Origin of the sequence: Pseudomonas fitomaticsae (assembly GCF_021018765.1) — a bacterium.
Classification (GTDB): domain Bacteria; phylum Pseudomonadota; class Gammaproteobacteria; order Pseudomonadales; family Pseudomonadaceae; genus Aquipseudomonas; species Aquipseudomonas fitomaticsae.
In genome coordinates this window covers 3,497,857-3,513,407 of sequence record NZ_CP075567.1, presented here as the reverse complement: position 1 = coordinate 3,513,407, position 15,551 = coordinate 3,497,857, and the positions used below count along the sequence as shown (strand labels likewise).

Annotated in this window: 13 protein-coding genes; 6 read left to right on the top strand and 7 right to left on the bottom strand. The window is 60.8% G+C overall.

Annotation, left to right across the window (positions count from 1 at the left end; all coding sequences use genetic code 11):
• Window positions 1–3: 3 nt before the first annotated feature.
• Entirely contained in the window at window positions 4–843 is an 840-nt protein-coding gene (gene efeU / locus KJY40_RS15685; protein WP_007951269.1) for an iron uptake transporter permease EfeU, read from the bottom strand.
• Between the two features lie 179 nt (window positions 844–1,022).
• Here efeU and KJY40_RS15680 point away from each other — a divergent pair, with 179 nt between their 5' ends.
• The 6 genes from KJY40_RS15680 (at window position 1,023) to KJY40_RS15655 (ending at window position 7,866) form a co-directional block, all read left to right on the top strand.
• A complete protein-coding gene (locus tag KJY40_RS15680) occupies window positions 1,023–2,039 on the top strand; it encodes an AraC family transcriptional regulator (RefSeq protein ID WP_230731043.1) in 1,017 nt (338 codons plus the stop codon).
• A 245-nt stretch (window positions 2,040–2,284) separates the two neighbouring features.
• Window positions 2,285–3,949 (top strand): AMP-binding protein, encoded by a 1,665-nt coding sequence (locus KJY40_RS15675; protein WP_230731041.1) that lies wholly within the window; start codon window positions 2,285–2,287, stop codon window positions 3,947–3,949.
• A 16-nt stretch (window positions 3,950–3,965) separates the two neighbouring features.
• The gene (locus KJY40_RS15670; protein WP_230731039.1) at window positions 3,966–4,727 is read left to right on the top strand and encodes an SDR family NAD(P)-dependent oxidoreductase; all 762 of its coding nucleotides are present in this window, start codon (window positions 3,966–3,968) and stop codon (window positions 4,725–4,727) included.
• A 12-nt stretch (window positions 4,728–4,739) separates the two neighbouring features.
• Window positions 4,740–5,930 carry an acetyl-CoA C-acyltransferase gene (locus tag KJY40_RS15665; protein WP_230731037.1) on the top strand — a complete coding sequence of 397 codons (1,191 nt, stop codon included), beginning with the start codon at window positions 4,740–4,742 and terminating at the stop codon, window positions 5,928–5,930.
• 20 nt (window positions 5,931–5,950) lie between these two features.
• The gene (locus tag KJY40_RS15660; protein ID WP_011334278.1) at window positions 5,951–7,078 is read left to right on the top strand and encodes an acyl-CoA dehydrogenase; all 1,128 of its coding nucleotides are present in this window, start codon (window positions 5,951–5,953) and stop codon (window positions 7,076–7,078) included.
• Between the two features lie 14 nt (window positions 7,079–7,092).
• Window positions 7,093–7,866 (top strand): enoyl-CoA hydratase, encoded by a 774-nt coding sequence (locus KJY40_RS15655; protein ID WP_085603440.1) that lies wholly within the window; start codon window positions 7,093–7,095, stop codon window positions 7,864–7,866.
• Between the two features lie 37 nt (window positions 7,867–7,903).
• On the opposite strand, the gene KJY40_RS15650 is transcribed toward KJY40_RS15655, so the two are convergent.
• The 6 genes from KJY40_RS15650 to KJY40_RS15625 form a co-directional block, all read right to left on the bottom strand.
• Window positions 7,904–9,055 (bottom strand): acyl-CoA dehydrogenase family protein, encoded by a 1,152-nt coding sequence (locus tag KJY40_RS15650; protein WP_039768643.1) that lies wholly within the window; start codon window positions 9,053–9,055, stop codon window positions 7,904–7,906.
• A 3-nt stretch (window positions 9,056–9,058) separates the two neighbouring features.
• On the bottom strand, window positions 9,059–10,165 hold the full coding sequence (locus KJY40_RS15645) for an enoyl-CoA hydratase/isomerase family protein (RefSeq protein WP_230731035.1): 1,107 nt from the start codon (window positions 10,163–10,165) through the stop codon (window positions 9,059–9,061).
• A 167-nt stretch (window positions 10,166–10,332) separates the two neighbouring features.
• On the bottom strand, window positions 10,333–11,187 hold the full coding sequence (locus KJY40_RS15640; protein ID WP_230731029.1) for an alpha/beta hydrolase: 855 nt from the start codon (window positions 11,185–11,187) through the stop codon (window positions 10,333–10,335).
• Window positions 11,180–11,584, bottom strand: a complete 405-nt coding sequence (locus tag KJY40_RS15635) for a RidA family protein (protein ID WP_230731028.1) — start codon at window positions 11,582–11,584, stop codon at window positions 11,180–11,182. The genes KJY40_RS15640 and KJY40_RS15635 overlap by 8 nt, the downstream gene beginning before the upstream one ends.
• Window positions 11,585–11,587: 3 nt before the next feature.
• Window positions 11,588–14,407 (bottom strand): cytochrome P450, encoded by a 2,820-nt coding sequence (locus KJY40_RS15630; protein ID WP_230731027.1) that lies wholly within the window; start codon window positions 14,405–14,407, stop codon window positions 11,588–11,590.
• Window positions 14,408–14,783: 376 nt separating this feature from the next.
• On the bottom strand, window positions 14,784–15,470 hold the full coding sequence (locus KJY40_RS15625) for an HPP family protein (protein WP_230731020.1): 687 nt from the start codon (window positions 15,468–15,470) through the stop codon (window positions 14,784–14,786).
• Window positions 15,471–15,551: the final 81 nt, after the last annotated feature.

Sequence of the window (15,551 nt, the reverse complement as noted above, 5' to 3'; positions counted from 1 at the left end):
CCCTTATTGGCTGGAAACGGAAGACGATTGGGCAGCGGGTTTGGGGGCTGGCATAAAGAACATGACCAGCGCCACCAGCAGATAAATCAGGTACGCGCCAAGGGTGCTGACGGTCGGTGCGTCCTGATAACCGAACATGCCGGCCAGCACCGAGCCCAGCGGGCCATCCATCGGCAGCGTCGCGCTGAAGTCGAAGAGCACGGTTTGCAGGTGATTCCACACCCCGGCCTCATGCAGGGCCTGCACCGAGTTGGCGAGAATCCCGGCGGCGACCACGAGGATGAACAGCCCGGTCCAGCGGAAGAACGCCGAGAGGTTCAGGCGCATGCTGCCGCTGTAGATCAGGAAGCCGACGATGATCGCCAGGATCAGGCCGAGCAGGGCGCCGATCGGCGCGGCGGGGCCTTCGCTCTGCTGGAACACGGCGAGCAGGAAGAACACGGTTTCCAGACCTTCCCGGGCCACGGCGAAAAACACCATGGCGATCAGGGCGATGACCTGATGCTTCGACGCGGTCAGCGCATGGTCGAGGGACGCTTGCAGCGAATGCTTGATTGAACGCGCCACCTTGCGCATCCAGAACACCATCGAACTGAGAATGCCCACAGCGACGAGGCCGACCACACCTTCGAACAGTTCCTGCTGTTTCTGCGGGAATTCGGCGCTGACCAGTTCCAGGCCACCGCCGACCAGCAACGCCAGCGCAGCAGCGAGAAACACCCCGATCCACACCGCCGGCATCCACTGGCCACGGCCGGTCTGTTGCAGGTAGCTGGCGATGATGCCAACGATCAGCGCGGCTTCGATGCCTTCGCGCAACATGATCAAAAAGGGAACGAGCATTCGGCGGTCACTGTGTAACGAAATGAGGTTACAAGTTGTAACATAATGAAAGTCATTCTCACATGGCATTCATTGACATTTAGCTGAACCTCAGCTGAACGAGTCTGAACATCCACGCCGCCCAGCCAGCTGCGCTAAGATGCCCGCCACTCGAACAACAACAGGGCTCAGCGGGTTCCATGTCGGAAAAAGACACCATCGCCATTCAACTGGTGCGCGAAGCACTACTGCAAAGTTGTGCCCCGGGCGTGGCCACGGAAGAAGTCTTGAGCAAGGTCGGGATCGATCCGGCGTTGCTGTCCACCGATGACGCGCGCGTGCCGGCCAGCCAGTACGCGCGGTTGTGGCGCCTGCTGGCCCGGCGCGGCGATGACGAATTCTTTGGCATGGACCCGCGCAAGCTGAAATCCGGCAGCCTGGAGTTTCTCTGCCGCAGCGCGATGGCCCAGCCGAATCTGGCCGCAGGGCTGAGCGCCGGGTTGAGTTTCCTGTCGCTGATGCTTGAACGCCTGCCGGCGCAACTGGTGCATCAGCAGAGTCTGGCGGAGATCGTGCTGCTGGAAGACGATCCGGAACCGCGCCGCGCCTTCACCTATTTCACTTACTGGATGATCGTCCACGGCGTGGCGTGCTGGCTGGCAGGGCGGCGGATCCCGATCCTGGCCATCGAGCTGCGCTGCCCGGCGCCGGATTTCTGTGATGACTACCGGGTGATGTTCTCGGAAAACCTGCGTTTCGACCGGCCGCGCACGCGGATGATCTTCGCGGCTGATGTGCTGGATCTGCCGATCAAGCGCAGTTCCGAGGAGTTGAAGCGTTTCCTGGCCCATGCCCCGGCCAACATTCTGGTGAAGTACCGTGACCCGGAAAGTCTTGCGAGCCGGATCAAGCAGGATCTGCGGCAGTTGCCCGCCGAACAGTGGCCGGAAACCGACGCACTGGCCCAGCAGCTGTGCATGTCGGCCTCGACCCTGCGCCGGCGTCTGGCGGAAGAAGGGCAGACTTATCAGGGTTTGAAGGACAGCGTGCGCAAGGAGCTGGCCATTATCTGGCTGGCGGAGCCTTCGATCAGTTTTGCCGAGATCGCCACGCGGCTGGGGTTTGCCGATGCAAGTTCGTTCTACAAGGCGTTTCGCAAGTGGTCGGGGACCAATCCTGGGCATTACCGCACGCTTATTCTGAACGAAGCAGACTGATCCAATTATTGTGGTGTCTGCGCCGTCCTCTTCGCGGGCAAGCCCGCTCCCACAGGGTTAGCGCTAAACCTGTGGGAGCGGGCTTGCTCGCGATGGCGGCCTGTCACGCGCTACATAACGTGAATCTTGGCCAAACCAGTCATCCACTTTGAGGGCTTTGACCATTGCCGCAGCCGGCGTGCGGCGCGAGTATTCCTCTGTTGTTTACGGTTCCCCAACCTAATAAGAACAGAGGGATTCTGGCAATGCGCGATTACTTGTCTGCCACCGCACAGTTTGATTATCAGCACACCGTGGACGCCGCGCTCAGCGGCACGCTTGAGGCGCTCAACGCCTGCGTCGAATGTTGTGACCGGCACGCGCTGCCGGGGCGCATTGCGCTGTTCTGGGAAGGCCGCGATGGCGCCAGTGCGACGTACACCTTCAGCGACCTGCAGGACAAAGCCGCGCGTTTCGCCAATTTCCTTCTCGCCCAAGGCGTGCAGAAGGGCGACAAAGTCGCCGGCCTGCTGCCACGCAATATCGAATTGCTGATCACCGTGTTCGCCACCTGGCGCATCGGCGCGGTGTATCAACCGCTGTTCACCGCGTTCGGCCCCAAAGCCCTTGAGCATCGCCTGAACAGCTCCGGCGCCAAAGTCGTGGTGACCGACGCCGCCAACCGGTCGAAACTCAGCGAAGTCGCCGACTGCCCGACGCTGGTCACCGTTGGCGGCCCGAAAGGCCAGGGCATCGTCCGTGGCGATTTCAGTTTCTGGGCCGAGCTGCCCAACCATTCCAGTGTCTGCGAACCGGTGATGCTGACCGGTGAAGACCCGTTCCTGCTGATGTTCACCTCGGGCACCACCGGCCCGTCGAAAGCGCTGTCGGTGCCGCTCAAAGCCATCGTGGCGTTCCAGAGCTACACCCGCGATGCCGTGGATCTGCGCCCGGAAGATGCGTTCTGGAACGTTGCCGATCCGGGCTGGGCCTACGGCATCTATTTCGGTGTGACCGGCCCGTTGTCGATGGGCCATCCGATCACGTTCTACGATGGCCCGTTCACCCTCGAAAGCACCTGCCGGGTCATCAACAAATACGGCATCACCAACCTCACCGGTTCGCCCACCGCGTATCGCCTGCTGATTGCCGGCGGCGACAAGTTCGCCAAATCGATCAAGGGCAAGCTGCGCATCGTCAGCAGCGCCGGCGAGCCGTTGAACCCGGAAGTGATCCGCTGGTTCGCCGACAACCTCGGCGTGGTCATTCACGACCACTACGGCCAGACCGAACTGGGCATGGTTCTGTGCAACCACCACGGTCTCGAACACCCGATCCACCTCGGCGCTGCCGGTTTCGCCTCGCCGGGCCATCGCATCGTGGTGCTTGACGATCAGTACAACGAACTCGGCGTCGGCCAGCCCGGCATCCTCGCCATCGACCGCACACAGTCGCCGATGTGCTGGTTCGCCGGGTATGAAGGCGCGCCGACCAAAGCCTTCGTCGGCAATTACTACCTGAGCGGCGACACCGTCGAGTGGAACCCGGACGGCAGCATCAGCTTCGTCGGTCGCAGCGATGATGTGATCACCACTTCCGGCTACCGGGTCGGCCCGTTCGACGTGGAAAGCGCACTGATCGAACACCCGGCCGTAGTCGAGGCAGCGGTGGTCGGCAAGCCCGATCCGGAGCGCACCGAGCTGGTGAAGGCCTTCGTCGTGCTCAACCCGCAATACCGCGCCGAACCGGCGCTGGCCGAAGAACTGCGCCAACACGTGCGCAAACGACTGGCAGCGCATTCGTACCCCCGTGAAATCGAATTTGTCAGCGAGTTGCCGAAAACCCCGAGCGGCAAATTGCAGCGCTTTATCTTGCGCAACCAGGAAATCGCCAAGGCTCAAGAGGCCGCGGCGCAAAACGTTTCAGCTTGAATCCAAGGAAACAGTCATGCAGATCGAGAACAAGGTTTTTATCGTCACCGGCGGCGCGTCCGGCCTGGGTGCCGCCACCGCTGAATTGCTGGTGAGCGCCGGCGCCAAAGTGATGCTGGTGGACATGAACGCCGACGCCGTTGCCGCCCAGGCCCAACGCCTCGGCGCGCAAAGTGTCGTGGCCGACATCAGCAACGAAGCCGCCGCCGAAGCCGCCGTGCAGGCGACCGTTAAAGCCTTTGGCAGCCTGAATGGTCTGGTGAACTGCGCCGGCATCGTTCGCGGCGAGAAGATCCTCGGCAAGAACGGCCCGCACACCTTGTCCAGCTTCGCTCAGGTGATCAACGTCAACCTGATCGGCAGCTTCAACATGCTGCGTCTGGCAGCGGCAGCGATTGCCGAAAGCGAAGCCAATGCCGATGGCGAGCGCGGCGTGATCATCAACACTGCCTCCGTGGCGGCGTTCGACGGCCAGATCGGCCAGGCCGCGTATTCCGCGTCCAAAGGCGCGATCGCCAGCCTGACCCTGCCCGCCGCTCGTGAACTGGCGCGCTTCGGCATCCGCGTGATGACCATCGCCCCGGGCATTTTCGAAACCCCGATGATGGCCGGCATGACCCCGGAAGTGCGCGACTCGCTGGCCGCCGGCGTGCCGTTCCCGCCGCGTCTGGGCAAACCGGCCGAGTACGCCGCGCTGGTGCGGCACATCATTGAAAACAGCATGCTCAACGGCGAGGTGATCCGTCTCGACGGTGCCTTGCGCATGGCCGCCAAGTAAGGAGGATTTCCCATGACCATCTCCAACGATCCGATTGTCATCGTCAGCGCCGTCCGCACCCCGATGGGCGGTTTTCAGGGCGAACTGAAAAGCCTGACCGCGCCACAACTCGGCGCTGCCGCGATCAAGGCTGCGGTTGAACGTGCCGGTGTTGCCGCTGATGCGGTCGATGAAGTGCTGTTCGGCTGTGTGCTGCCGGCCGGCCTCGGCCAGGCGCCTGCGCGTCAGGCTGCGCTGGGCGCCGGGCTGGATAAATCCACCCGCTGCACCACGGTCAACAAGATGTGCGGTTCGGGCATGGAAACCACCATTCTGGCCCACGACATGTTGCTGGCCGGCAGCGCCGATGTAGTCATCGCTGGCGGCATGGAGAGCATGTCCAACGCGCCGTATCTGCTGGATCGCGCCCGCGCCGGTTACCGCATGGGCCACGGCCGGGTGCTGGATTCGATGTTCCTCGACGGCCTCGAAGACGCCTACGACAAGGGCCGCCTGATGGGCACCTTCGCCGAGGATTGCGCTGAAACCAACGACTTCAGCCGCGAGGCTCAGGACGCCTTTGCCATCGCCTCGACCACCCGTGCCCAGCAGGCGATCAAGGACGGCAGCTTCAAGGACGAAATCGTTCCGCTGACCGTGACCGTCGGCAAGGAACAAGTGGTGATCAGCAACGACGAGCAGCCGCCAAAAGCCAAACTGGACAAGATTGCTTCGCTGAAACCGGCGTTTCGCGAGGGCGGCACCGTGACCGCGGCCAACTCCAGTTCGATCTCCGACGGCGCAGCGGCGCTGGTGCTGATGCGTCAGTCGCAAGCGCAGAAACAGGGTCTGAAGCCGCTGGCGGTGATTCACGGCCACGCCGCGTTTGCCGATACCCCGGGCCTGTTCCCGGTGGCACCGATTGGTGCAATCAAGAAGCTGATGAAGAAAACCGGCTGGTCGCTGGATCAGGTCGATCTGTTCGAAGTCAACGAAGCCTTTGCCGTGGTCGGCATGGCAGCGATGACCCACCTGGAAATCCCTCACGACAAGCTCAACATCCACGGCGGCGCTTGCGCCCTCGGCCACCCGATCGGCGCGTCCGGCGCGCGGATTCTGGTGACCTTGCTCTCGGCCCTGCGCCAGAAAGGCCTGAAACGCGGCGTCGCGGCAATCTGCATCGGCGGCGGCGAAGCCACGGCGATGGCTGTCGAGTGCGTCTGAACCCGAGTTAAGGATTTGCCATGATTCCCAATGACGACCAGCAACAAATCCGCGACATGGCCCGGCAGTTTGCCGAGGAACGGCTCAAACCGTTCGCCGCCGAGTGGGATCGCGAGCACCGCTTCCCGAAAGAAGCCATCGGCGAAATGGCCGGGTTGGGTTTCTTCGGCATGCTGGTGCCGGAGCAGTGGGGCGGTTGCGACACGGGCTATCTGGCCTACGCCATGGCCCTGGAAGAAATCGCCGCCGGCGACGGCGCCTGCTCGACGATCATGAGCGTGCACAACTCGGTCGGTTGCGTGCCGATCCTCAAGTTCGGCAACGACGACCAGCGCGAGCGCTTCCTCAAACCGCTGGCCAGCGGCGAGATGCTTGGCGCCTTCGCGCTGACCGAACCCCAGGCCGGTTCCGACGCCAGCAGCCTGAAAACCCGTGCACGGCTGGAGGGCGATCACTACGTGCTCAACGGCTGCAAACAGTTCATCACCTCCGGGCAGAACGCCGGGATCGTGATCGTGTTTGCGGTCACCGACCCGAGCGCCGGCAAGCGCGGGATCAGCGCGTTCATCGTGCCGACCGATTCGCCGGGCTACAAAGTCGCTCGCGTCGAAGACAAGCTCGGCCAGCACGCCTCGGACACCTGCCAGATTCTGTTCGAAGACGTGAAAGTACCGGTGGCCAACCGCTTGGGCGAGGAGGGCGAGGGCTACAAGATCGCCCTGGCCAACCTCGAAGGCGGTCGCGTCGGCATCGCTTCGCAATCGGTGGGCATGGCCCGCGCCGCGTTCGAGGCGGCACGCGATTACGCCCGCGAACGTGACACCTTCGGCAAACCAATCATCGAGCACCAGGCTGTGGCGTTCCGTCTGGCGGACATGGCGACCCAGATCGCCGTGGCGCGGCAGATGGTGCATTACGCCGCCGCCCTGCGCGACAGCGGTCAGCCGGCGCTTGTCGAGGCGTCGATGGCCAAACTGTTCGCCTCGGAAATGGCCGAAAAGGTCTGCTCCATGGCATTGCAAACCCTTGGCGGTTACGGTTACCTCAACGACTTCCCGCTGGAGCGCATCTACCGCGACGTGCGGGTCTGCCAGATCTACGAAGGCACCAGCGATATTCAGCGCATGGTCATTTCGCGCAATCTTTGAGAAGGAATCTGCACATGAGTTACGAAACGATTTTGCTGGAAACCCATGGCCGCGTCGGCCTGATCACCCTCAATCGCCCGCAGGCGCTGAATGCCCTCAACGCGCAACTGGTCAGCGAAGTGAACCGCGCGCTGGATGGTTTTGAAGCCGACGCGAACATTGGCTGCATCGTCATCACCGGTTCGACCAAAGCCTTCGCCGCCGGCGCCGACATCAAGGAAATGGCTGATCTGACCTACCCGCAGATCTACATGGACGACCTGTTCAGCGACAGCGACCGCGTGGCCAACCGCCGCAAGCCGATCATCGCGGCGGTCAACGGTTTTGCCCTGGGCGGCGGCTGTGAGCTGGCGTTGATGTGCGACTTCATCCTGGCCGGCGACAACGCCAAATTCGGTCAGCCGGAAATCAACCTCGGCGTGCTGCCGGGCATGGGCGGCACCCAGCGCCTGACCCGCGCCGTGGGCAAGGCCAAGGCCATGGAAATGTGCCTGAGCGGACGTTTGATCGACGCGGTGGAAGCCGAGCGCTGCGGCATCGTCGCGCGGATCGTGCCGAGTGCCGAGTTGCTGGATGAAGCGCTGAAAGTGGCGGCGGTGATCGCCAGCAAATCGTTGCCGATTGCGATGATGGTCAAGGAAAGCGTCAACCGCGCGTTCGAAGTGAACCTGACTGAAGGCGTGCGCTTCGAGCGCCGGGTGTTCCATGCGGCGTTTGCGACGCAGGATCAGAAGGAAGGGATGGCGGCGTTTGTGGCCAAGCGGCCTGCCGAGTTCCAGGGCAAGTAATAGAGTTTGCCCCCACGCATTGCGTGGGGGCGATCAATCAGAGCTGGTAGTTCTTCAACTCCCGAGCAATCACCATCCGCTGTATCTCGCTCGACCCCTCATAAATCTGGGTAATCCGCGCATCCCGGTAGTACTTCTCAACCGGGTAATCCTCCAGATACCCATACCCGCCATGAATCTGAATCGCTGACGAACACACCTTCTCGGCCATTTCCGACGCAAACAGCTTGGCCTGCGAAGCCTCCGACAGACACGGTTTGCCTGCCGTGCGCAGCCGCGCCGCATGCAGAATCATCAACCGCGCCGCGTTGATCTGCATCTGCATGTCCGCCAGCAGGTTGGCGATGCTCTGGTGCTCAACGATGGCCTTGCCGAACTGCACCCGATCACGGGCATAACCCAGCGCCGCTTCGAACGCTGCACGGGCGATGCCCAGTGCTTGTGCCGCAATGCCAATGCGCCCGCCTTCAAGGTTGGAAAGGGCAATCGCCAGGCCTTTACCGCGTTCACCCAGCAGATTCGCTTCAGGAATGCTGCAATTGTTCAGCGTCACCGCACAGGTGTCGGAGGCGCGGATGCCCATTTTGTGTTCGGTGCGGTCAACGATGAAGCCTGGCGTGTCAGTCGGCACCAGAAACGCCGAGATCCCACGCTTGCCCAGATCCGGATCGGTCACCGCAAACACAATCGCCAGTTTCGCCCGCTTGCCATTGCTGACAAATTGCTTGGCGCCGTTGATTACCCATTGCCCGTCACGCAGTTCAGCGCGGGTGCGCAGGTTGTGCGCTTCGGAGCCGGCCTGGGGTTCGGTCAGGCAGAAGCAGCCGATCACCGCGCCGCTGGCCAGATCCGCCAGCCAGGTCTGTTTCTGTTCTTCGCTGCCGTAATTGAGCACCGGCCCGCAGCCCACCGAGTTGTGGATGCTCATGAACGCGCCGGTGGCGCCGTCACCGGCGGAAATCTCTTCCACCGCCAGCGCATAGGCCACGTAGTCGACGTACGTGCCGCCCCATTCCTCCGGCACCACCATGCCCAGCAGGCCGAGCTCGCCCATCTTCGCCACCAGGCCATCATCGATCCAGCCGGCCTTTTCCCAGGCCTGTGCGTGGGGCGCGATTTCGCCACGGGCAAAGTCCCTGGCCATGTCGCGGATCATTACCTGGTCTTCAGTCAATTCGAGATCGTGCATGGCTCAGCTCCCGCTCTCAGCGAAACCGTGGAAGAAACTCTCGACCTGCTCGGCGTGCAGCGCGGCAAGGCTCGGCGGATTCCAGCGCGGTGATTTGTCTTTATCGATCAGCAAGGCGCGCACGCCTTCGATCAGGTCGCCGCGTTCGAACCACTGGCGATCCAGATGCAGTTCGAGGGCGAAGCAGTGTTCCAGGCTCAGGTGCCGGCCGCGACGCAGCATCTCAAGGGTCACGCCCATGGCCAGCGGCGAGCGGGTTTCCAGCAGGTCGGCGGTGGTGGTCGCCCATTCATGGCTGTCGGCGACGGTCACGGCGCGCAGTTGCTCGACGATGCTCGGCACGTCAGGCAAGGCAAAGAAGTGGTCGATGGCCGGGCGCAAGGCTTCAAGCGGCGCATCCGGCAGAGTTTGCACGGCGTGGCGGGCCAGCAGGTTTTGCAGATCCTTCAGCGGCGTGTCGTGCCACTCCAACTGGTCGAGCTGTTCTTGGAGGATGCCGAGTTTGCTGCTGTCCAGATACCAGTCGGCGAGGCCGCAATACAGCGCATCCGCCGCACGAATCTGCACGCCGCTGACACCCAGGTAAATCCCCAGCTCGCCGGGAATGCGCGGCAGGAAATAACTGCCGCCGACATCGGGGAAATACCCGATCGCCACTTCCGGCATCGCCAGACGGCTCTTCTCGGTGACCACCCGCAGATCGGCGCCTTGCACCAGACCCATGCCGCCGCCGAGAACGAAACCGTCCATCAGCGCCAGCACCGGTTTACGGTAGTGGTGAATCGTCAGGTCGAGGGCGTATTCCTCGACGAAGAAATCTTCGTGCAACGTGTCGCCGCCTTTATGGCTGTCGTACAGCGATCGAATGTCGCCACCGGCACAAAAGGCTTTCTCGCCGGCACCGCGCAACACGACGGCGTGGATATCGGCATCTGCAGCCCAGGCGTCCAGGTGTTGCTGGAGCTGGCGCACCATGTCGAGGGTCAGGGCATTGAGGCCGGCGGGGCGGTTGAGGGTCAGATGACCGATGTGATTGCGAACCTCGGCCAGCACTTCGTATGGCGTGGCATCCATGGACGAAGTCCGCGGGGATGAAGCCTGAGCAGTCATCACTAACTCCCTGCTTTTATTGTCTTTATTCGAGAAGCTCGCGCGCGAGCGTTACCGGATCGTAACAGTGCAAATTTGCCGTGTACAACGGGGATATGTGCATGGGCTGTCTGCATTTTTGCCTTGTCTGGAAAGCCGCTTGCAGACGTTCATTCCAGTCCCTGCCGTCATTCGCTGCGAAACTGTGCCTGAAGGGTCCTGGCGCAAAGCAGCAGGGCGCGCCTGGCCTCTTCATGGGCGGCGGGGTAGTTCATGAAACCGTGGCGCATCTTCGAAAACTCTTTGTGTTCGACAATGACACCTGCTGCCCGCAGTCGCGTAGCGTAGGCACGGCCCTCATCACGCAGAACGTCATGTCCGCAGGTGATGATCAGCGTCCGGGGCAATCCATGCAGCGACAGGCTGAGCAGTGGCGATAGCCGCGTATCCGTTCGGGATATGCCGGGCGGCAGATAGTGAACGAGGTACCATTCGAGCATGTCTGTGGTCAGTCCATGCCCTTGTGCGAACTTTGTGTGGGAGCGACGGCGCGTGTGGCAGTCGAGCAAAGGATAAAGCAGCAGCTGAAAGCAGATACGTGGCCTGTCACATTCAGCGTCACGCTGGCTGATGACCGCGGCCATCCCGCCTCCTGAGCCACCCCCTGCGACTGCCATTGCTGAAGTGTCCAGTCCGGAACCGGCGCCTTGCCGTGTCACCCACTTGAAAGCTGTCCAGCAGTCTTCCAGAGCTGCCGGAAACAAGTGTTCCGGAGGACGGGCGTAATCAACGGCGACCACTGCGCAACCGGCCCACTCACACATCAACCGACAGAACCCGTCATGCGTGTCCAGGTCTCCCGTGACCCAACCACCGCCATGGAAGAAAACCAGCACGGGAAACGGCCCTTTGCCTGGAGGCGTGTAGAGGCGCAGTGGCAGTGACCGGCCATGACTTTCAATCACCCGATCCTGAACGCAGGTCACTTGCGCCTGACGCAACGCCGTTCTGGCATCCTCCACCGTCAGAGAGATTTCATCCATGGCGGGCGCTCTTGCTCGAACGGGCCTCTGCCTCGATCTCGATAATGTATTCAGACCTGATCAATCGCGAGACTTCCAGCAGCATTGTTGTCGGTCGATGTTTTTTAAAAAACTTCTTGTGCGCCTGAGCAATTTTCGGCCAGAGATCCATGTCGGTGGTGTACATGCGCGTGGCAATGATGCGGGTACGATCCTCACCCAACTGCTTGAGGGCCTGTTCGATGATTTCCAGGCATCGCAGTGTCTGGGCATAGGCATCGCCGGGTTCGAAGGGTTCGCCGTCATCACCGAATGCCACCGTACCGCCGACCAGAATCGTCTTGCCAGCCTTCACGGCTCTGCAGTAACCGGCGAGGCGCTCCCAAGGTGCTCCGGAATAAACACGTTTGAATTTCATGGTTCAGACTCCTGTTCCCAGATCGACCGGAAGCGTCTTCAAACCCCGGAACTGCAGGTTACTGTTGCACCACGTGGCAGGTCGGCGCGCGATGAGGTGCAAGTCGGGGAAGCGCTTTAACAGCGAGATGAACACGATCTCGGCCTCCAGCCTGAATAGCGACGTGCCCATGCAAAAATGTTCGCCTTTGCCAAACGTCAGGTGTTCGTTCCTTGCACGATGAATGTCGAATTTGTCGGGGGCGGGGAATTGTTCCGGATCTCGGTTGGCAGACGCCCGTATCAGGTAAACCAGATCTCCCTTTTTCATCGTCACGTTGTCAATGGTGACGTCTTCCATGAGTACCCGATGGCTCAGGGAACCGGCAGGATCGAAGCGCAGCATTTCTTCAATGAATGAGCCGATCAATGTCGGGTCTGCCAACAGCGCTTCGAGTTGTTGGGGATGCTTCAATAAATGCAACAGGCCGAGGCATAGCTGGTCTGCGCTGGTGGTATAACCCGCCACCAGAATGAACACGATCTGTGCCAGCACTTCATCAAGACTGGCGGCGCTGTTCCGGCCACTCTCCAGTACCCGGCTCACGAGATCATCTCTGGGTTGCCTGCGCCGTTGTTCAATGAGCTCAGCGAAAAAGGCGTACATTTCCTTGACGCCTTCCAGGGCCTGGTCCGGCCCTTGATCCGCGTCCTGGCTGCCGCCGAGGAACATCACGATATCTCGTGTCCAGCGTCGAAGTTTCAGTGCCTCGTCATCCTCCAAGCCGTACAGACTGGCCAGAATCAGGGCTGGAATCCGGTCGAAGAGGGCGGTCTTCAAATCGGTTTGCCCGTGCAGACGGGAAAGTTCTCGATCAGTGATGTCTTGAATGATTTTTCGCAAGGATTCGATGGAGCGGGGTGTAAAGGCATTGCCCAGCAATTGACGACTGGCCTTGTGAACTGCGCCATCCTGGGAATACATCCACCTGGACGCCAGCTTGATGAATTCGGTCAGATGCGTGCGCTTGTTTTCAGGCACCCGGGCATCGATCAGTTGTTGCATGCGGTTCGAGGAGAATCGTCGGGAATCGGCCTGTGCGGCGATGACATCGCGATAGCGGGTCAGAAACCAGGCCTGCAAGTGTTCGCACCAGTAGACCGGTTGATGTTCCCGCAGCCAGGCGTACGCCCGGTAAGGGTTGCGAATCGTATTGCGGTTTGAAAAATCCGGCTCGTTGTCGTACAGCGGTTTTGTGAAGCATTTCACGTAGTCCGCCGAGTCGATGGGGGCACTGACCAGTTCTGGCGGCGGTTTGAGCAGGTTGTTCATCACGCGCAATTGATCTTCGCAAGCGTTCCGTTCCAGCTCGTCACCGGCAGCAGTCAGCCCCCATTGATAAAGCTTCGAAGAAAAGACGTGGACGATGTCCCTGAGTGTCTCGGATGACACGAGCGGATGGCGTTCACCTTCGTCGATTATCAGATCCAGCGCTCGAGCGTAAGTGAGCGCAACCGCCTGGCGATGGGAGAAACCACCGGTACTGCGGCATTGATCAACAATCAGCGATTCAATTCGCTGTGCGATGTTTTCGCAGGCAAACCGTGGCCGGGAAATTGCAGCTTTGGCTACCTGGCAGCACAGGACGTTGTTATCGCCTGCAAAGGTGCTGCTGATCTCGTGATCAATGCACAAGGTGACGATCTGGTTGCGATGGTGAAAACCCTGCGAACCACAAAGCTCTCTGCATGCCCTCATCACCTCCAGCCCCAGCCATGTACCGACACTTTTGACGATCGCGGCGAGAATATGCAGTTCTGTTCGGCTGGCCGCCTGATGCCAGGATCCTTCGAGCCGCGACAGTACGGCCCGCTCCAGCATCTCCAGGGCCAGCACCTTGAGTTGTTCGACATACAGCCGTTGTCGGAACAGTGCCTTGGTCAGAAGAGGCTGGCTGCCTTCGTTATCTTTGAGCAAACGATGGGAGCCGAAACGATACGTCAGGTAAACACACATACTGGCGCCACCACGAGCAGCAGCAATAAGGAAAAGGCGTTCCTGAATGAATGTCTGCATCGCGCTTTTCGACCGCTCTTTTGGCGGGATGTCGCTGCTGAAATCACCTTGCGCCGAGAACCTGGCATAGCGTTGCATCAGTGCGTCCATGGGCAGCTTCATTTTGCAAAAACGGATGCCGGCGACTTGATTGGCGTGGATCCCTCCCTTGGGATCGCAGGTGGTGATCCTGACGCCTGGCAGGAGCGGGCCATTCTCTTCCTCGCGAATTCGTACCCGAAACCAGTGCAACCCCTCATCCACACCCTTGACGATCAGACGTCCCAGCACCATGACCACCACCGCCGCGTGCAATGTGTTGCCGATCCAGAACTTGCAGGACTGCGCTGTGGGCGAGTTCAGAATCAGACAATGGTTGTGCGGGTCGTGGGTGATCGTGGTTTGCAGGTTACCCACATCGGAGCCGCTGGCGATCTCCGTGCAACCAAAACCGTAAACCGCTTGCAGTTGGCAGATTTCCTTGTGGTACTTCGCGATCTGGTGCTGACTGCCATGGGCAAAAAAAGCATCACCGGCAATGAAGTGGTCGACGATGCAGGCGATCAGTGAATAATCCCAGGCACCGATATACGCTGCACGCTCAAGCATCAAGCGGAATTCAGACTGACGGGATTGGCCCAGCCACATGTCATTGGTCATGAGCCCGCTGCCGATGATCGCGCGCATACGATCGATATTCAGATCCATGTATTCGCGCAGAGACAGGCGATGGCGCTTCTCGGGGCCGAAGAGAGCCGTTTGCAGCAATTTCAACAGTGGGTCGCTCATGAAACGTTCCTCTCGCAGAATTCGAAACAAGGGATTCGAAAACCACCAGATTCACGGAGCTGGCGAAGAACACGCTTGCGCGCCTGCGAAAGGCGGGGCATCCGGGCGGACTGCAGGTTACGCAGGAAATGCGGTGTTCGAGGAAAGTAACGGGTCAATCAAAGCGCAAAGCCAGCTCGCTTCTCAACAACGTTGAGCGTTTTTCCATAGCCAGACTACCGGTGTCATCGCTACTGGACATTACAGCGGGCCAGACTTCCAAGTGAAAGGCAGACAACTCTGTGCGGTACTGATTTGAAATCTAGTTGTTACTCGACACTTGGCAAGGTCACTGCGTTTCCTTTGGTCGGACGCGTGCGAAAGGAAGGTACGGCTCTCAACTGAATACTTCACCGATACTCCGCCGTTTGGCATGCAATTCACTGGCATGAATCAGCTGCTCCAGATCCTCCGGCGTGACATCGATGAACGCCTCCATGTCCGCCAGTGCCAGTTTCAGATCCTCTGCCGTGATGGACTGAATATCCACCGGTGCCACGGCCGGCGCTGGCTCGGCGGGGCGTTTCGGGTAACGGATGCGAGTGAGGTTGTTGTAAGCCAGTGCGGCCAGCAGCAGGCAGGCGGCGCTGAGCATCACCGGTTCCAGGGCTTTCCAGTCCATGGCGATGGTCATCGGATCGGCCAGCACCATCGTCAACGCGACGGCGCCGGCCGGCGGGTGCAGGCAGCGCAGCCAGCACATCAGGATCAGCGCCATGCCCGCCGCGAGGCACGCGCTGCCCAGGGTTCGGCCGAGGACATGGGCCACCAGCAACGCGACGACGCCCGCGCACAGATAGCCGCCGATGATCGACCACGGCTGGGCGAGGGCGCCGGAGGACACCGCGAACAGCAACACCGCCGAGGCGCCCAGCGGGCCGATCAGGTGGTAAGCCACTTCAATGCCGAACACCTGACTGCACGCCCACACACTGAACAACGTACCCAGTGCCATGCCGATGGCAGCGCGGCTCCACTCGGTGGGGCGGGTGTTGATGGCGGCGGGTAACCAGCGAGCGAGCATGCAGAATCGATCCTTTGCGAAATTCGGGGCAAAAAAAAGGACTTGTCCGTAAACGCGGAAAGTCCTTCGAAGTGTTCCAAC

Excerpts from the sequence above, each read along its gene's own strand:
- efeU (WP_007951269.1), bottom strand. The coding sequence starts at position 843 with ATGCTCGTTCCCTTTTTGATCATGTTGCGCGAAGGCATCGAAGCCGCG.
- KJY40_RS15680 (WP_230731043.1), top strand. The coding sequence starts at position 1,023 with ATGTCGGAAAAAGACACCATCGCCATTCAACTGGTGCGCGAAGCACTA.
- KJY40_RS15675 (WP_230731041.1), top strand. The coding sequence starts at position 2,285 with ATGCGCGATTACTTGTCTGCCACCGCACAGTTTGATTATCAGCACACC.
- KJY40_RS15670 (WP_230731039.1), top strand. The coding sequence starts at position 3,966 with ATGCAGATCGAGAACAAGGTTTTTATCGTCACCGGCGGCGCGTCCGGC.
- KJY40_RS15665 (WP_230731037.1), top strand. The coding sequence starts at position 4,740 with ATGACCATCTCCAACGATCCGATTGTCATCGTCAGCGCCGTCCGCACC.
- KJY40_RS15660 (WP_011334278.1), top strand. The coding sequence starts at position 5,951 with ATGATTCCCAATGACGACCAGCAACAAATCCGCGACATGGCCCGGCAG.
- KJY40_RS15655 (WP_085603440.1), top strand. The coding sequence starts at position 7,093 with ATGAGTTACGAAACGATTTTGCTGGAAACCCATGGCCGCGTCGGCCTG.
- KJY40_RS15650 (WP_039768643.1), bottom strand. The coding sequence starts at position 9,055 with ATGCACGATCTCGAATTGACTGAAGACCAGGTAATGATCCGCGACATG.
- KJY40_RS15645 (WP_230731035.1), bottom strand. The coding sequence starts at position 10,165 with ATGACTGCTCAGGCTTCATCCCCGCGGACTTCGTCCATGGATGCCACG.
- KJY40_RS15640 (WP_230731029.1), bottom strand. The coding sequence starts at position 11,187 with ATGGATGAAATCTCTCTGACGGTGGAGGATGCCAGAACGGCGTTGCGT.
- KJY40_RS15635 (WP_230731028.1), bottom strand. The coding sequence starts at position 11,584 with ATGAAATTCAAACGTGTTTATTCCGGAGCACCTTGGGAGCGCCTCGCC.
- KJY40_RS15630 (WP_230731027.1), bottom strand. The coding sequence starts at position 14,407 with ATGAGCGACCCACTGTTGAAATTGCTGCAAACGGCTCTCTTCGGCCCC.
- KJY40_RS15625 (WP_230731020.1), bottom strand. The coding sequence starts at position 15,470 with ATGCTCGCTCGCTGGTTACCCGCCGCCATCAACACCCGCCCCACCGAG.